General features: G+C 65.8%; 13 protein-coding genes. 7 read left to right on the forward strand and 6 right to left on the reverse strand.

Features of this window, described 5'->3' with window-relative positions; genetic code table 11:
- The first annotated feature begins 106 nt into the window (after positions 1-106).
- The 3 genes from CEY05_RS03350 (at position 107) to CEY05_RS03360 (ending at position 3,093) form a co-directional block, all read left to right on the forward strand.
- Positions 107-424, forward strand: a complete 318-nt coding sequence (locus CEY05_RS03350) for an NIPSNAP family protein (protein ID WP_088595956.1) — start codon at positions 107-109, stop codon at positions 422-424.
- A gap of 110 nt (positions 425-534) precedes the next feature.
- Positions 535-2,208, forward strand: coding sequence for an L-lactate permease (locus tag CEY05_RS03355; RefSeq protein WP_088595957.1), 1,674 nt, complete (start codon positions 535-537; stop codon positions 2,206-2,208).
- A gap of 66 nt (positions 2,209-2,274) precedes the next feature.
- Positions 2,275-3,093, forward strand: coding sequence for an SDR family NAD(P)-dependent oxidoreductase (locus CEY05_RS03360; protein WP_088595958.1), 819 nt, complete (start codon positions 2,275-2,277; stop codon positions 3,091-3,093).
- Between the two features lie 7 nt (positions 3,094-3,100).
- Here CEY05_RS03360 and CEY05_RS03365 read toward each other — a convergent pair whose 3' ends face one another.
- Complete coding sequence (locus tag CEY05_RS03365; RefSeq protein ID WP_233161329.1) at positions 3,101-3,604, reverse strand: c-type cytochrome; 504 nt, start codon at positions 3,602-3,604, stop codon at positions 3,101-3,103.
- A gap of 10 nt (positions 3,605-3,614) precedes the next feature.
- Positions 3,615-4,853 carry a sulfite dehydrogenase gene (soxC, locus tag CEY05_RS03370; RefSeq protein ID WP_088595960.1) on the reverse strand — a complete coding sequence of 413 codons (1,239 nt, stop codon included), beginning with the start codon at positions 4,851-4,853 and terminating at the stop codon, positions 3,615-3,617.
- A gap of 390 nt (positions 4,854-5,243) precedes the next feature.
- Here soxC and CEY05_RS03375 point away from each other — a divergent pair, with 390 nt between their 5' ends.
- From CEY05_RS03375 to CEY05_RS03385, 3 genes are read left to right on the forward strand one after another with little or no spacing between them, the layout of a single operon-like run.
- Positions 5,244-6,293, forward strand: a complete 1,050-nt coding sequence (locus CEY05_RS03375) for an ABC transporter substrate-binding protein (RefSeq protein WP_088595961.1) — start codon at positions 5,244-5,246, stop codon at positions 6,291-6,293.
- Positions 6,293-7,261, forward strand: coding sequence for an ABC transporter permease (locus CEY05_RS03380; RefSeq protein ID WP_233161330.1), 969 nt, complete (start codon positions 6,293-6,295; stop codon positions 7,259-7,261). Before CEY05_RS03375 ends, CEY05_RS03380 begins: the two co-directional genes overlap by 1 nt.
- A complete protein-coding gene (locus tag CEY05_RS03385) occupies positions 7,237-7,986 on the forward strand; it encodes an ABC transporter ATP-binding protein (protein WP_088595962.1) in 750 nt (249 codons plus the stop codon). The genes CEY05_RS03380 and CEY05_RS03385 overlap by 25 nt, the downstream gene beginning before the upstream one ends.
- Before the next feature lie 102 nt (positions 7,987-8,088).
- Here CEY05_RS03385 and ligD read toward each other — a convergent pair whose 3' ends face one another.
- The gene (gene ligD / locus CEY05_RS03390) at positions 8,089-10,782 is read right to left on the reverse strand and encodes a DNA ligase D (protein ID WP_088595963.1); all 2,694 of its coding nucleotides are present in this window, start codon (positions 10,780-10,782) and stop codon (positions 8,089-8,091) included.
- Between the two features lie 3 nt (positions 10,783-10,785).
- On the reverse strand, positions 10,786-11,835 hold the full coding sequence (locus CEY05_RS03395; protein ID WP_088595964.1) for a Ku protein: 1,050 nt from the start codon (positions 11,833-11,835) through the stop codon (positions 10,786-10,788).
- A 160-nt stretch (positions 11,836-11,995) separates the two neighbouring features.
- Between CEY05_RS03395 and CEY05_RS30765 the strand changes: the two genes are divergently transcribed.
- Positions 11,996-12,202 (forward strand): hypothetical protein, encoded by a 207-nt coding sequence (locus CEY05_RS30765; protein WP_143220266.1) that lies wholly within the window; start codon positions 11,996-11,998, stop codon positions 12,200-12,202.
- A 147-nt stretch (positions 12,203-12,349) separates the two neighbouring features.
- On the opposite strand, the gene CEY05_RS03405 is transcribed toward CEY05_RS30765, so the two are convergent.
- Together CEY05_RS03405 and CEY05_RS03410 are read right to left on the reverse strand one after the other, a co-directional pair.
- Complete coding sequence (locus tag CEY05_RS03405) at positions 12,350-13,093, reverse strand: DNA-3-methyladenine glycosylase I (RefSeq protein WP_088595965.1); 744 nt, start codon at positions 13,091-13,093, stop codon at positions 12,350-12,352.
- 87 nt (positions 13,094-13,180) lie between these two features.
- Positions 13,181-14,716 carry a CoA-acylating methylmalonate-semialdehyde dehydrogenase gene (locus CEY05_RS03410; protein ID WP_088595966.1) on the reverse strand — a complete coding sequence of 512 codons (1,536 nt, stop codon included), beginning with the start codon at positions 14,714-14,716 and terminating at the stop codon, positions 13,181-13,183.
- Between the last annotated feature and the right edge of the window lie 35 nt (positions 14,717-14,751).

Here is a 14,751-nt window from a genome sequence, read left to right on the forward strand (position 1 = left end):
CGACGCGGACCGGCCGCTTGCGCCAGTGCCGCAGCGCTACACCACCACACGATTACCCCACCAGATCGCTACACAGCTACACCGCTACACACAGAAAGGAGCCTCCATGCTTTACGACGTCCGCACTTACACCTGCCGTCCCGGCACCACCAAGAAGCACCTGGCCCTCTATGCCGAACACGGCTATGCGATCCAGAGCCGCCACCTGGGCAAGCCGCTGGCCTATATGCAGGCAGACACCGGCAATGTGAACAGCTACACGCACATCTGGGTCTATCGCGACGCCGCCGATCGCGAAGCGCGCCGCCAGGCCCTGCAGAAGGATCCCGAGTGGGCCGCCTACCTCGTCAAGAGCGCCGAGGCAGCCTATGTGGTCAGCCAGGAAAACCGCCTGATGACGCCCGTGCCCTTTTTTCAACCCTGACAGGGGCCGTGCACGGATCGCGGCCTGACCCAGCGCCAGTCGAATAAGAAAGACCCGCCCGACGGGAAAAAAACCTCCGGGTCCGACCCGGAGGGACAGAGGAGACAACCATGTTCCAACAGATCTACGACCCCGTCGGCGGGTCGCTATTCCTATCGTCGCTGTGCGCCGCCCTGCCCCTGCTGGCCATGTTCATCATGCTCGGCTGGCTGCGCGTCGCGCCCCACCTGGCCGCCCTGGTGTCCCTGGTGGTGTGCATCCTGGTCGCCGTCCTGGCCTATCGCATGCCCGTGGGCGCGACCTTGAACTCGGGCGTCTACGGCGCCGCCTTCAGCGTGCTGACGGTGTTGTGGATCATCGTCAACGCCATCTGGCTCTATAACCTGACCGTGAAGTCCGGCCACTTCGCCATCCTGAAGGACAGCTTCGCGATGATCAGCCCGGATCCCCGCATCCAGGCCATCCTCATCGCCTATAACTTCGGCGCCCTGATGGAAGCGCTGGCCGGCGCCGGCACGCCCATCGCGATCTCCGGCGCCATGCTGCTGGCGATCGGCATCCGCCCGATCAAGGCGGCCGTGCTGGCCCTGGTGGCCAATACCGCGCCCGTGGCTTTCGGCGCCCTGGCCGTGCCCATCACCACGCTGGCGCAAGTCACCAACATCCCCTTCGACCATCTGGGCGCCATCGTCGGCCATCAGACGCCCTTGATCGCCGCCTTCGTGCCGCTGATCCTGGTCGGCCTGATGGACGGCAAGCGCGGACTGGCGCAAGTGTGGCCCGCCGCCATCGTCTCCGGCGTCGGCTTTGGCCTGAGCCAATGGGCCAGCGCCACTTTCATCTCCGTGGCCCTGGCCGACGTCATCGGCGCGCTGGGATCGGCCGCCGCCCTGATCGTGTTCCTCAAGGTCTGGCGTTGCCCGCGTCCCGATTCCATCGACGGCATGGAGCCCACGGCTTACGGCAGCGGCGCGCAAGGCAACTTGTCCATGGCCCAGCCCCATAGCGTCGGCGCCTGGCTGCCGCCCGGCACGCCGCTGCGCCCCACCACCGGCGCGATGCTGCAAGCGTATCTGCCCTATATGCTGATCATCGCCATCTTCGCGCTGGCGCAGATGCAGGTGGTCAAGCAGTGGCTGGCCGTGGGCACCGTCAGCTTCCCCTGGCCCGGCCTGAGCATCACCAATGCGGCCGGCGCCAAGGTGGGCACGTCCTTTACCCTGAACAGTCTGTCGGCCACGGGTTCGCTGCTGCTGCTTTCCGGCATCCTGTCCGCCCTGCTGCTGCGCGTGAGCGCCAAGACTGCCATCGTTACCTATGGCGAGACCATTCGGCAGTTGCGCTGGGCCATTCCCACCGTGCTGTGCGTGCTGGCCATCGCCTTCATCATGAACTACTCGGGCCAGACAGTGACCCTGGGCGTGTGGCTGGCGCAGACCGGGCCCGCCTTCGCGTTCCTGTCGCCGGTGATAGGCTGGATAGGCGTGGCCGTGACCGGCTCGGACAACTCGGCCAATGCCCTGTTCGGCGCGCTGCAGGTAGCGGCAGCAAACGCTACGGGCCTGAATCCCGCCCTGCTCGCGGCGGCCAATGCGTCGGGTGGCGTGCTGGGCAAGATGATCTCCCCGCAAAGCCTCGCGGTCGGCGCGGCGGCGGTCGGTATCATAGGGCAGGAAGGCCTGATCTTCCGCAAGGTGATTGGCTGGAGCGTGCTGCTGCTGGCCGTGTTGTCCTTGCTCGTCTATCTGCAGACCGGCCCGCTGGCATGGATGCTGCCGCATTGAAGTGCGCTACATGACGCACCACCTACTGCCCTTTGTATTTGTCATACCAAGTTGATGGAGTCCCTGATGACCAACTACCCCCAGCTATTCAGCCTGCAAGGCAAGATCGCCGTCGTCCTGGGCGCGGCCTCGGGCATCGGCCAGGCCTCGGCCCATGCGCTGGGCGCCCTGGGTGCGCACGTGCTGTGCGCCGATCGCGACGGTGCCGGCGCACGCGCCACGGCGCAACAGATCCAGGAGAACAGCGAGGGCGGCGCGGCCAGCTGGCTGGAAACCGATGCGGCCAGCGGCGCCGCCATCGCGGCCCTGGCCGACAAGGCCCTGGCCGACCATGGCCGGGTCGACATCGCGGTAGCCACGCCCGCGCTGAACATCCGCAAGCTCATCGTCGACTACACCGAGGACGAGTTCGACCAGGTGGTCAACCTGAACCTCAAGGGCGCTTTCCATTTCATGCGCAGCTTCGGCCGGCCCATGATGAAACAAGGCTCGGGCAGCCTGATCCTGTGTTCCTCCATGCGTGCCGTCACCATCGAGCCGGGACTGGGCATCTATGCCGCCACCAAGGCCGGCATCGCGCAGATGGTCAAGGCCTTCGCGGCCGAGGTGGGCGGCTACGGCGTGCGCGTCAATGCGGTGATGCCCAGCATCATCGAAACGCGCCTGACCGCGCCCTTGAAGGAAAAGCAGGACATCTACAAAACCTATGCCGGCCATACGGTGCTGAACCGTTGGGGCCAGCCGTCGGAAGTGGGCTCCGCGGTGGCCTTCCTGGCGTCGGACGCCGCCAGCTACATCTCCGGCAGCAGCCTGGCCGTGGACGCCGGCTGGACCGCCATCGACGGCCCGCCCACCGGGCTGACGCAGACGCGGCCGTCGGAGTAAAGGCGGTTCAAGGCACGTCCGGCCGTGGGTCGGCCACGAAGCCGTCGACGTTGGGCATGCGGACCTTCAGCAAGGTCCGCGCGTCGGCGGCTTGGCCCTCCGGCCACAGGCCATTGAGCGACAGTACATAGGCCGTGACGGCGTAGACCTCGTCGTCGCTCAGTGTTTGCGGCGCGGTCAGCGGCATGGCGCGGCGGATGTAGTCGAACAGCGTCGTCGCATAAGGCCAGTAGCTGCCTACCGTGCGTATCGGTTTCTTGTCCTTGAGCGTGCCGAAGCCGCCAGCCAGGCGATCACCGATGCCGCCTTCGCCCTTGGCGCCATGGCAGGCCACGCATTGCGCCGCATAGAGCTGCTGGCCCTGCGCAAGGGTGCCGCTGCCGGGCGGCAGGTTCTTGCCATCCGGCGCCACATCGATATTCCAACCGGATATCTGCGCGGGCGTGACTGGCGTGCCCAGGCCATAGGGGGCGGCCTGCGCCTGCGCGCAGACCGCTGCTGCAAGCAACATGAAGGCACTCTTAGAGGCGCGCATTGGTCACCTCGCCGCTGGCCGCCACGCGCCACGGGGTGATGGCGTTGTTGTGATAGCCGGAATTCAGGCCCCGCACGTCCACCAGTGCCTCCAGCGTCGGTTGCACATAGCCCGTCTCGTCGATGGCGCGGCTCTGGATGACCACCGGCGCGCCCTCCCAGCGCCAGGCGAAATTGAAGCGCGTGACGGCCTTGCTCAAGACGGGTTCCTGCAGCCGGGCTGCCTGCCACGTCTTGCCTTCGTCGACGGATACCTCCACCCGCTGGATCCTGCCCCGCCCGCTCCACGCGATGCCACGGATCTCATGGAAACCGGGACCCGGCAGACGCTGGCCACCCGAAGGCGCGGTGATGATGGACTTGGCTTCCATGTGGAAGGTGAACTTGCGCGCGGTTCCGTCGGGCATCAGGTCCGTGTATTTCGCCGTTTCCTCGCGGGAGTAGACGGGCTCCGCGACGACATGCAGCCGGCGTAGCCACTTCACGCTCATATTGCCTTCGAAGCCCGGCAGCAGCAGGCGCAAGGGATAGCCTTGCTCCGGCCGCAACCGTTCGCCGTTCTGGCTGTACACCAGCAAGGCGTCGTCCAGGCATTTTTCGATGGGTATGCTGCGTGTCATCCCCGCCGCGTCCGCGCCTTCCGCGATCACCCAGTGGGCGTCAGGCCGCAAACCGACCTCTTCCAGCACCGTGCGCAACGGCACGCCCGTCCATTCCGCACAGCTGATCAAGCCATTGGCGTCCGCCGCCGTCTTCCCGTAGACGTCGAAACCAGGATTGCCGGAACATTCCAGGAAGTGGATGCGCGACACCGAGGGGAAGCGGCGCAGATCTTCAACGGAGAACAACAGTTCCTTCTGCACCAGGCCGTGCACCAGCAAGCGGTGCTGCGCGGGATCGATGTCCGGGACACCGCCATGGTGCCGTTCGTAGAACAGGCCGTTGGGCGTGATGATGCCGTCCAATTCGGCGATGGGTGTGCGCGAGGACGAAGAGATGTATTGCTTGTCGGTCGCACGGACACCGCGCACCACGTTCTTCTCGAAGGCCGATGGCTTGCCGTAGCGTTGGCCGCCGACCGGCGCGCCCGGCGTCTTGCTCCAGGGCGGCACGGGGAGTGGCGTGTCCGCCAGCGCGGTGGCTTGCGCGGACGCGGAGGCCGGCACCGCGGCGGCGGACGCTGCCAGCGCGGCGGCCTTCTCCAGGAATTTTCTGCGTGAGCTCAAGGTTCATGATCCGAATGGGAAACCCGTGGATGCTATCGATACCGCCAGCGGGCCGGAACGATGGTCTGGCGATATGGATATGACGGCACGCCCGGTTGCGGCTTTGAGCAGGGTTCTTCAGAAAAAAAGAAAAGGGGGTTTTTTAAAAAAACCCTTTTAAAAATCTTTGTCCGATTCCTTGGCAGGGTTCTTTAGAACAAAGGAAAGGGGTTTTTTAGAGAACCCTTTGAGAATCTTTGTCCGATCCATTTCTTGGGAAAGGCCGCGCGCCGCAGGCGCGGTATGCCATATCGATATGAAAAATCGGCTGTTAAGAACGGGGGGCAATGGGCTGACAATCGTCGTTCGAACGGCGACGTCCACGCCGTGCATCCCTGGAACAAGAAAGAAATGCACCTGCCCGACTCACCGATCCGCCTGGCCTCGCGCTACGCGCGGCGCCTGCTGCTGCCCTTGCTGTCTTTGCTGTTCACCGCCACCGCCGCCCAGGCCGCGCAAAACACCACGCCCCTTCCCGACACGGTGCCGCCGGGCACCGTGTTGCGCATCGGCGATCCCAAGACCCAGCGTGCGCTGGAGCTGTCCGGCGAGTTGCAGAAGCTGCCCTTCAAGATCGAATGGGCCAATATCAGCGGCGGCCCGCGCACGATAGAAGCGTTCCGCGCCAATGCACTGGACCTGGGTTCGGTGGCCGACATTCCGCCCATCCATGCGACGTGGACGGGCCTGCCGGTGAGCATCGTGGCGGCGTCATTTCGCAAGGATCCCATCGACCATCCCATCTACAAACTGGGTATCGCACCCGGCGCGAAGATAGACAGCATCAACGATCTGAAGGGTAAGAAGATCGCCTACAGTCCGGGCCAGGCGCAAGGCGCACTGGTGCTGCGCATCCTGCAGAAAGCCGGCCTGACGCAGAAGGACGTGACGCTGGTGGAGATGCCCAGCACCGGTGATGTCTACGTCAGCGCCCTGGCCAGCAAGCTGGTCGACGCCGCCCCCATCGCCGAAGCCAACCAGCCGCGCTATATCGCCAACTACGGTCATAACGGCGCCAAGGTGATTTCGCATGGGCTGCGTGACGACCCCTGGTACATCTATGGACTGCAGTCGGTGCTGGAGAATCCGGCCAAGGCCGCGGCGGTGCGCGAGTACGTCAAGGCCTGGGCGCGTGCCACGCAGTGGATCTACGATCATCCGGATCAGTGGGTGCAAGGTTTCTACGTCGAGCACGAAGGGTTGAAGGCCGATGCCGGCCGCTACCTGATCCAATCCGCCGGCGAGCCGGATATTCCCGCGGACTGGAATGCCGTGATCGAGCGGCAGCAGGCCACCATCGATCTGCTGGCCAAGGAAACCAGCAAGCCGCGCCTGAATGCCGCCGATCTTTTCGACCGACGCTATGAGTTCGTTGCCGCCAAGGCGCTGGAGAAACCTTGATGAGCCAGAACGCATCTACCCTGGGCGCACTGCGGCGTTTGTCGGGACGTGGCCCCGCTGGCAGCGCTTCCGGCCGGCCTCGGCCCCTGCAGCCGGTTGAGGCCGCGCCGGTATCGGCGACCGCTTCGGCAGCCACCATCACCGCCGCGGCGCCGGTTGCGGCAAGCGCGCGCAGCGCTGCGATACGCCGCCGTCCACGGCTGGGACCGGGCCGTCCGATCCGCTACGGCGCCGCGTTGGGCCCCATCGTGCTGCTGTTGATCTGGACGATAGGATCCTGGACCGGCTTCATCGACAGCCGCACGCTGTCGCCCCCGTGGGTGGCCGTCAGCACGGCCGCCGACCTGATCGGCTCCGGCCGCCTGTGGACCAACTTCGAGACTTCCCTGTGGCGCGCGCTGCAAGGCTTGTTCTGGGGCGTGGTCGCAGGCGGCGTCCTGGGCGTGGTGTCCGGCCTGAGCCGCATCGGCGAGTACCTGCTGGATGGCCCCGTGCAGATCAAGCGGTCCATCCCCAGCCTGGCGCTGGTGCCCCTGCTGATGCTGTGGCTGGGCATAGGCGAAGGCATGAAAGTCACCGCCATCGCCCTGATCGTCTTCGTCCCCATCTACATCCAGACCCACGACAGCCTGCGCGCCATCGACAGCCGCTATCTGGAACTGTCGGAAACCCTGGGCGTGGGCCGTTGGGAATTCATCCGCCATGTCGTGCTGCCCGGCGCCCTGCCCGGCTTCCTGCTGGGCCTGCGTTTCGCCGTCACGTACTCGTGGCTGGCGCTGGTGGTGGTCGAACAGGTGAACTCCACCAGCGGCATCGGCTACATGATCGAGCTGGCGCGGACCTATGGACAGACGGAAGTGATCATCGTCGGCCTGGCGCTTTATGCGCTGCTGGGCCTGAGCTCCGACGCCCTGGTGCGTCTACTGCAACGCAAGGTACTCAAATGGCGCAAAACCCTGGCGGATTGAACGGAAAGGACAGTGTGGTGCGCGTGAGTGCGCTGCATCGGGCCTTCGGCTCGCGCACGATATTGGATGGTATCGACCTGGACATCCGGCGTGGTGAATTCGTGGCGCTGCTGGGCCGTAGCGGTTCGGGTAAAAGCACGTTCCTGCGCGCATTGGCGAACCTGGACCACGAGGTCCGGGGCGACGGTGAACTGAGCGTGCCGGAGCGCCTGTCGGTGGTCTTCCAGGATGCACGGCTGCTGCCGTGGAAACGCCTGCTGGATAACGTCGCGTATGGCCTGCGCGGTTCGGATCCGCGTGGACGGGCCTGCGCGGCGCTGGCCGAGGTAGGACTGGCCGGACGCGAAGGCGCATGGCCGGCGGAATTGTCCGGTGGGGAACAGCAACGGGTTGCATTGGCGCGGGCGCTGGTGCGGGAACCGGAGCTGCTATTGGCCGATGAGCCCTTCGGTGCGCTGGACGCGCTGACCCGATTGCGCATGCACGCCCTGCTGCGGCGCTTGTGCGAGGCCCACCAGCCCGCTGTCTTGCTGGTCACGCATGACGTGGACGAGGCCATCCATCTGGCTCAACGCATCATCGTGCTGGACCAGGGCAGGCTCAGCGTGGACGTCCAGGTGGATCTGCCCACCGAAGGCGCTGCGCGCGAGGCGCGCGTGGTGGAACTGCGCAACCATCTGTTGGCGAGCCTGGGCGTCTCGGCGGAAGAAGCGCTGGCGGCGTAGGCGACGCCTGGACGGCCATCGAGCATTGCGGTCCGCCAGCCGCGCGGCCGGATGCCGATGCCGAACGCATATCGTCCGGGTGCGCACGAGCCTGGAAGGACCCTAGTCCTCGGGCTTGAAATCCAGCGCCTTCATGGCGGGACGCACGTCCTGCGGGGTGTAGTCGTCCCAAGGGGAATCGGCAACGTCCATCCTGTCCTGGATATTGGAGATCGTCCACTGCGCGGCGCTTTTCAGCTTTTTCAACTCCTCCCAGGTGATGGGAACGGAGACCCCCAGGCCGGGGCGGGAACGCGCGGACCAGGCGGCCACCGTGGTGGCGCCGAAACCATTGCGCAGGTAGTCGACGAAGATGCGGCCGACGCGATTCTTCGGGCCGCTCTTGGCGACGAAGATATCGGGCAGCGTCTTGGCCAGATGGCGGGTCACCGCGGCCGAGAAGTCCTTGATGGTGTCCCAGCCATATTGTTTGCGTAGCGGCACGACCACATGCAGGCCCTTGCCACCGCTGGTCTTCAGCCAGGCCTTCAGTCCCATCTCGTCCAGCAGGGTATGGACCAGCTGCGTAGCCTGCACCACCTGTGGCCACGTCACGCCTTCACCGGGGTCCAGGTCGAACAGCATGCGGTCGGGGGTGTCGATGGCGGTATGGACGGCATTCCAGGTGTGGAATTCCACCGTGTTCATCTGCACGGCCGACATGATGGCCGTGGGGGTGGGGACTTCCAGCAGCGGCGGGTGTTCGGGGTACAGCGACTGGGGCAGATCACGCACCTCCGGCATGGGAGCTTCCAGGTGCTTCTGGAAGAACAGTTGGTGATCGATGCCCTGCGGCGCCCGCACCAGCGACACCGGGCGCTGGTCCAGATGCTTGAGCAGCAAGGGCGCCACCAGGCCGTAGAAACGTGCCAGGTCGAGCTTGGTGATACCCGTGCTGGTGTCGATGACCCGGTCAGGGTGCGTCAAGCGCAGGCCTTTGCTTGACGATGCTTTGCTTGACGATGTCTTGCTTGACGATGCTTTGCCCGCCGTAGTCTTGCGCGTTGCAGCGTTGTCGGCCGCGGCATCGCTTTCCGGCACCTTGCTTGCCGACTTGCTGCCGCCAGTCGCGGCGGCCTTGGCCTTGGGCGCGGGCTTCGTCTGGGCGACGGGGACCTTCAGGTCCGCGGCGACGGCCGCACGTTCGCGGGTGATGGCGCTGGCCGGTTTGTCTTCGCGCAGGCCTTTGAACACAGCATGCCGGACGTGTCCGCCGTCGGTCCACGCGCCGAACGCGACCTCCGCCACTTGCTCGGGTTTCACCCAGTGCACCGCTCGCTCGGCCGGTTTGCCGGAAAGCGCCGCCGGCGCCTTGTCCGTCTCCATCGGCGCCAGGCGCTTGTATACCCGGTCCAGCGTGGCATCGTCGAAGCCCGTTCCCACCTTGCCGGCATAACGCAACGACCCATCCTTCTCGTTGACCGCCAGCAGCAAGGCGCCCAAGCCACGCCGGCTGCCCTGCGGCGGGGTGTAGCCGACGATGACGAATTCCTGCCGCTGGCCGCACTTGATCTTGATCCAGGCGGCCGAACGGCGCGAAACATAAGTGGACTCGCGCCGCTTGCCGATCAGGCCTTCGAACCCCATCTGGCAGGCCGAAGCCGCCAGGTCGCCCGGCGGTGCATCGAAGGTCTCGCTGAAGCGCAGCGGCTCGCCCGGACCTCGTTCCAGGACTTTGGCCAACCAGCCGCGGCGTTCCTCCTGCGGTACCGTGCGCAGGTCGCGGCCGCTCAGGTACGGGGCATCGAACAGGTAGTACACGATGCCGGTCGTCCGATCGCTGTCGAAGGCGTTCTGCAGGGCCTGGAAATTGGGACGGCCCTCGGCGTCCGGGACGACGATCTCGCCGTCCAGCCAGCCATCGGTGATCGGCAGTTGCGCCAGGGACTGCGCCAGGTGCGGCAGGCGCGCGGTCCAGTCGTGGCCGTTGCGGGTGTACAGGCGTACCTTGCCATGGTCGATATGGGCGAGGATGCGGTAGCCGTCGAACTTCAGTTCGTAGAGCCATTCGTCGCCCGTGGGGGGCTTGCCGGCGTACAGCGTCGCCAGTTGCGGCTGGAGGGTTGCCGGCAGTTTTGCGGCCACGCCTGGGAGATCGGTCGCTGCGGGTGCCGCCGCCACGTCTGCCGAGGCGCGCTTGATCTGCTTCGTTTGACTGGCAGACTTGCCCTTGGCGGGGGCCGGCTTGCCCTTCGCTGGCGCCGGCTTTTCCCGCAACGGGACGACGCTGTCGGGCATCTGGTCGACCACGCTGAACTCGTGGTCGGTGCGCGCCTCGTCGTCCTTTTCCTTGATCAATAGCCAGGGCGGCTGCTTGTCCGACTTGCCTTTCATCCGCACCAGGGCCCAGCGGCCGTGCAGCTTGACCCCGTGCAGGTCGAACTTCAGGTGCCCCTCGCGGTACCCTTTGCGCGCGTCCACCAGCGGCGTCCACGTGCCTTCATCCCAGATGATGACCTTGCCCGCGCCGTAATGGCCTTCCGGTATGGTGCCCTCGAACTGGTTATAGGCGAGGGGGTGGTCTTCCACCTGCACGGCCATGCGCTTGACGGTGGGGTCCAGGGACGGGCCCTTGGGCACCGCCCAGCTTTTCATGGCGCCGTCCAGTTCCAGGCGAAAGTCATAGTGCAGGCGCGATGCCCAGTGCTTCTGGACCACGAAGACCGGTGCCTCGGGATTCGACTCGCCGCCGCTGGCCGGCTCCGTGGTGGCCTTGAAGTCGCGTTTGGCGCGATAGGTCTGCAGGGTATCGGCCATGGATCACGCCGCCTTGCGGGACGTCCCCGCCGAAGCCGTTTTGGCGCTGCGCTTCTTCGCGGTTTTCTTTGCCGCCTTGGCCGGCGTCTTGCGCGCCGCCGCGGCGGTCTCACCCGCCTTTTTCGGCGCGGCCTTGGCCTTCGTCGCCGTCTTGCGAGCCGGAGCCTTGGCCTCCTCGTCCTCTGCGCTGTCCTCGCTGGCAGCCTTGCGCGACTGGGACGTCCCGCCTGCCTTGGCGCCGCCCCCCTTACCGCCCTTCAGGCTCTGGCGCAGCAGCGCTGTCAGATCAATCACGTTGTCGCCATGCGCGGGGGCGTCTTCCTCGGGCTCGAATACCTGTTCGGTCTGGCCGGCCTTGGCGCGTTTCTCTACCAGACCCATGATGGCCTCGCGGAACTCGTCCTTGAACTCATCCGGATCCCACTTGCCGCTCATATCGTCCACCAGCATGCGCGCCATCTTCAATTCGGCGGCGCTGGGCGACATGTTTTTGGCACCGGCCTTGGGCAAGTCCAACTCTTCCATGGGTTTGATCTCGTCGCCCCAGCGCATCAGATTCAACACCAGGCCATCGCCGGCGGGGATCAGCGCCGCCAGGTGCTGCTTGGTCTGGATCACCACCTTGGCGATGGCGATTTTCTCCGACTTGGCCAAGGTGTCGCGCAACAAGGCGTACACCTTCTGCCCCTTGTTGATCGGCGCCACGTAGTACGGACGCTCCAGGTACACGAAAGGCACGGCGCCGGCTTCGACGAAACGCAGGATCTCGATGGTCTGCGTCGTGCGGGGGTAGGCTTCCTCGATCTCGTCCGGCGAGATGATGACGTACTGCCCATTTTCGTATTCCACGCCCTTGACGATGTTCTCGCGGTCGATTTCGCGGCCGGTGCGCTTGTTGATGCGCTTGTAGCCCACCGGGTCCATGGTGCGCTTGTCCAGCCAGTCGAAATCCACCCCGGATTCACGGGTGGCGGTATGCAGGCCCACGGGGATGTGGACCAGGCCGAAGGAGATGGCGCCCTTCCAGAGGGTGCGGGATGCGGTGCCAGCCATGACGATGCTCCGAGGGGGAGAAGGAGACGCCAGAAATAGCAGGAAATGTGCCCAAGCGGGCAAGGAGCGCTCTCGGTAGCGCTGGAACATGCGCTACGGCATGAACTTTGCGCTACGCTTGCGGCGTGGCGGCATCAGTGCCGCGACAAGGAGTTCCATCATGCAGAAACGATCCGACCCGCTACGACCCGTTCCCCGCCGCGCCGCCGCCTGGTGCGTCGCCGCAGCCTTCGCCGCCGCGCTGCTGGGCGGTTGCGCCGACAACCGCTTCGATCAGCCCGGTCCGCCCCATCCCGGCGCCGCCAATCCCTGGAGCAACGGCGGCTTCAGCGACCCGGGACCGAATTACCCGGCGACGGGGCATTGAGACGGGGCATTAAGACGGGGCATTGATGCCTGCGTAGCCGCCACGCCCGCGCCGCCGGGCAGATGGGGTTGCGCCTTCCTGCGCCAGCAGGGCAGGACATCCCGGCCTCATCCCGAGGCCCTGACGCCAGGCCGCGGCGGACCAGGATCACGCCAGCTTCGCGGCCTTGCTTCTGGCCGGCCTGGTGGCGCCGGCCGTCTTGCCGGCGCTGCGCAGGCCGCAGAAATCGCGTGAGACTTCCTTGCGGCGGAAGCAGGCCTTGTCGTGGTCGTTGACGATGCCGACGGCCTGCATCCAGGCATAGACGATCACCGGGCCGACGAACTTGAACCCGCGTCGTTTCAATTCCTTGGATATCTGCTCGGACACGGGGCTGGCCGTCAGGCGCACGATCCCGTCCGTGCGTACCGGTTTGCCTTCGGTGAAAGACCAGCAGAATTCGGCGAAATCCTCGCCCTTCCCGGCCATGTCCAGATAGATCCGCGCACCCCGGATCGTCGCTTCGATCTTGGCGCGCGAGCGCACGATGCCGGCGTCCTGCAACAGGCGCTCGACGTCTTTCTCGGTGAAACGGGCGACCTTGGCCGGGTCGAAATCCGCAAAAGCCTTGCGTAGCGCCGGGCGCTTATGCAGGATGGTGCGCCACGACAGGCCGGCCTGGAACCCGTCCAGCATCAGCTTTTCCCACAACGCCCGGCTGTCGTATTCCGGAACGCCCCATTCGTCGTCGTGATATGCCCGCATCCGGGCATCCTCGCCCGCCCAGACGCAACGATGCACGGTCGCCTCGGCGGCCTCTTGAAGGACTACGGATGTCGTCGCGGCGCGCCTGGTCGCCGTGGTTTTCTTGCCGGCGGACTTGGCCGCCGGGGCCGTCTTCGATGCGGTCATGTAGGGCAGATCTCGAAGGAAGCGCCACGCGGCGCGATGGCAGGGATATTACCCGCCACATCGCCGCCGCGCTCCTCCGAAACTTGCTCAGGCGCCCCCGGGCGTGGGCATCGTGAACTCGGCGCCCTTGCCGATGCTGTCCGGCCAACGTTGCATGATGCTCTTCTGGCGCGTGTAAAAGCGCACGCCCTCTTCACCATAGGCATGCATATCGCCGAACAGCGAACGCTTCCAGCCGCCGAACCCCTGCCACGCCATCGGCACCGGAATCGGCACGTTGATACCCACCATGCCCACCTCGATCCGGCGGCCGAATTCACGCGCCACCTGGCCATCGCGCGTAAAGCAGGCCACGCCGTTGCCGAATTCGTGCGCGTTGATCAGCGCCACCGCTTCGGCCAGATCCTTCACGTGGACGCAGCTGAGCACCGGCCCGAAGATCTCTTCCTTGTAGATGCGCATGTCGGGCGTCACCTTGTCGAACAGCGTGGCCCCCATCCAGAAGCCATTCTCGCAACCGTCGCCAGCCTGCTTGCCATCGAAGCCGCGTCCGTCGACCAGCAGCTGCGCACCCTCTTTCTCGCCCTGCTCGATGTAGCCAGTGATCCTGGCATGCGCGGCGGCCGTCACGATGGGACCCATCTCCGCGGCACGGTCCTCGCCATTGCGCACCTTCAACGTCTTGGCGCGTTCCACCAGCATGGGAATCAGCTTCTCGCCGACATCGCCTACCAGCATGGCCACGGACACCGCCATGCAACGCTCGCCGGCCGAGCCGAAGCCGGCGCCGATCAGCGCGTCGGCGGCCTGTTCCAGATCGGCGTCGGGCATCACGACCATATGGTTCTTGGCGCCGCCCAGCGCCTGCACGCGCTTGCCGTGACGGGCACCGGTCTCGTAGATGTAGTTGGCGATGGGCGTGGAGCCGACGAAGGACACCGCCTTGACGTCCGGATGCTCCAGCAGCGCGTTCACCGCGTCCTTGTCGCCCTGCACCACGTTGAACACGCCATCCGGCAGGCCGGCCTGGGTCAGCAGTTCACCCAGGATCAGCGACGGCGACGGGTCGATGGGGCTGGGCTTGAGCACAAAGGTGTTGCCGGCGGCCAAGGCCACGGGGAACATCCACATGGGCACCATCACGGGGAAGTTGAACGGCGTGATACCCGCCACGACGCCCAGCGGCTGGCGCACGGTCCAGTTGTCCAGGCCGCCTGCCACCTGTTCGGTGTAGTCGCCCTTGAGCAATTGCGGAATGCCGCAAGCGAATTCGACGATGTCGATGCCACGCGCCACTTCGCCCAGCGCGTCTTCATACACCTTGCCGTGCTCGGCGGTGATCGCGTGGGCCAGGCGTTCGCGGTTTTCCTGCAGCAGTTGCAGGAACTTGAACATGATGCGGGCACGGCGCAGGGGGGGCGTGTCGGCCCAGGCCGGGAAGGCGGCACGAGCCGCGGCCACGGCGGCGTCCACATCGGCCGGCGCGGCCAGGGCGGCCTGGGCGCTGACCGCGCCCGTGGCCGGGTTGTAGATCGGCAGGCGGCCGGTGCCGGTGCCGGCGGCGCTCTTGCCATCGATCCAGTGGCCGACGACGGGAGTGTTGGAATTTGTGTTGGTAGCCATGTAAATCCTCCTGGTGCGTGTCTGGTTCCGTGCAT

This window comes from Achromobacter sp. HZ34, from assembly GCF_002209485.1.
Classification (GTDB): Bacteria; Pseudomonadota; Gammaproteobacteria; order Burkholderiales; family Burkholderiaceae_B; genus Bordetella_C.

Bases quoted from the DNA above. Each gene is read 5' to 3' on its own strand.
- CEY05_RS03405 (WP_088595965.1), bottom strand. From the start codon at position 13,093: ATGACCGCATCGAAGACGGCCCCGGCGGCCAAGTCCGCCGGCAAGAAA.
- CEY05_RS03410 (WP_088595966.1), bottom strand. From the start codon at position 14,716: ATGGCTACCAACACAAATTCCAACACTCCCGTCGTCGGCCACTGGATC.
- CEY05_RS03355 (WP_088595957.1), top strand. From the start codon at position 535: ATGTTCCAACAGATCTACGACCCCGTCGGCGGGTCGCTATTCCTATCG.
- CEY05_RS03385 (WP_088595962.1), top strand. From the start codon at position 7,237: ATGGCGCAAAACCCTGGCGGATTGAACGGAAAGGACAGTGTGGTGCGC.
- CEY05_RS03395 (WP_088595964.1), bottom strand. From the start codon at position 11,835: ATGGCTGGCACCGCATCCCGCACCCTCTGGAAGGGCGCCATCTCCTTC.
- CEY05_RS03360 (WP_088595958.1), top strand. From the start codon at position 2,275: ATGACCAACTACCCCCAGCTATTCAGCCTGCAAGGCAAGATCGCCGTC.
- CEY05_RS03375 (WP_088595961.1), top strand. From the start codon at position 5,244: ATGCACCTGCCCGACTCACCGATCCGCCTGGCCTCGCGCTACGCGCGG.
- CEY05_RS03380 (WP_233161330.1), top strand. From the start codon at position 6,293: ATGAGCCAGAACGCATCTACCCTGGGCGCACTGCGGCGTTTGTCGGGA.
- CEY05_RS30765 (WP_143220266.1), top strand. From the start codon at position 11,996: ATGCAGAAACGATCCGACCCGCTACGACCCGTTCCCCGCCGCGCCGCC.
- ligD (WP_088595963.1), bottom strand. From the start codon at position 10,782: ATGGCCGATACCCTGCAGACCTATCGCGCCAAACGCGACTTCAAGGCC.
- CEY05_RS03365 (WP_233161329.1), bottom strand. From the start codon at position 3,604: ATGTTGCTTGCAGCAGCGGTCTGCGCGCAGGCGCAGGCCGCCCCCTAT.
- CEY05_RS03350 (WP_088595956.1), top strand. From the start codon at position 107: ATGCTTTACGACGTCCGCACTTACACCTGCCGTCCCGGCACCACCAAG.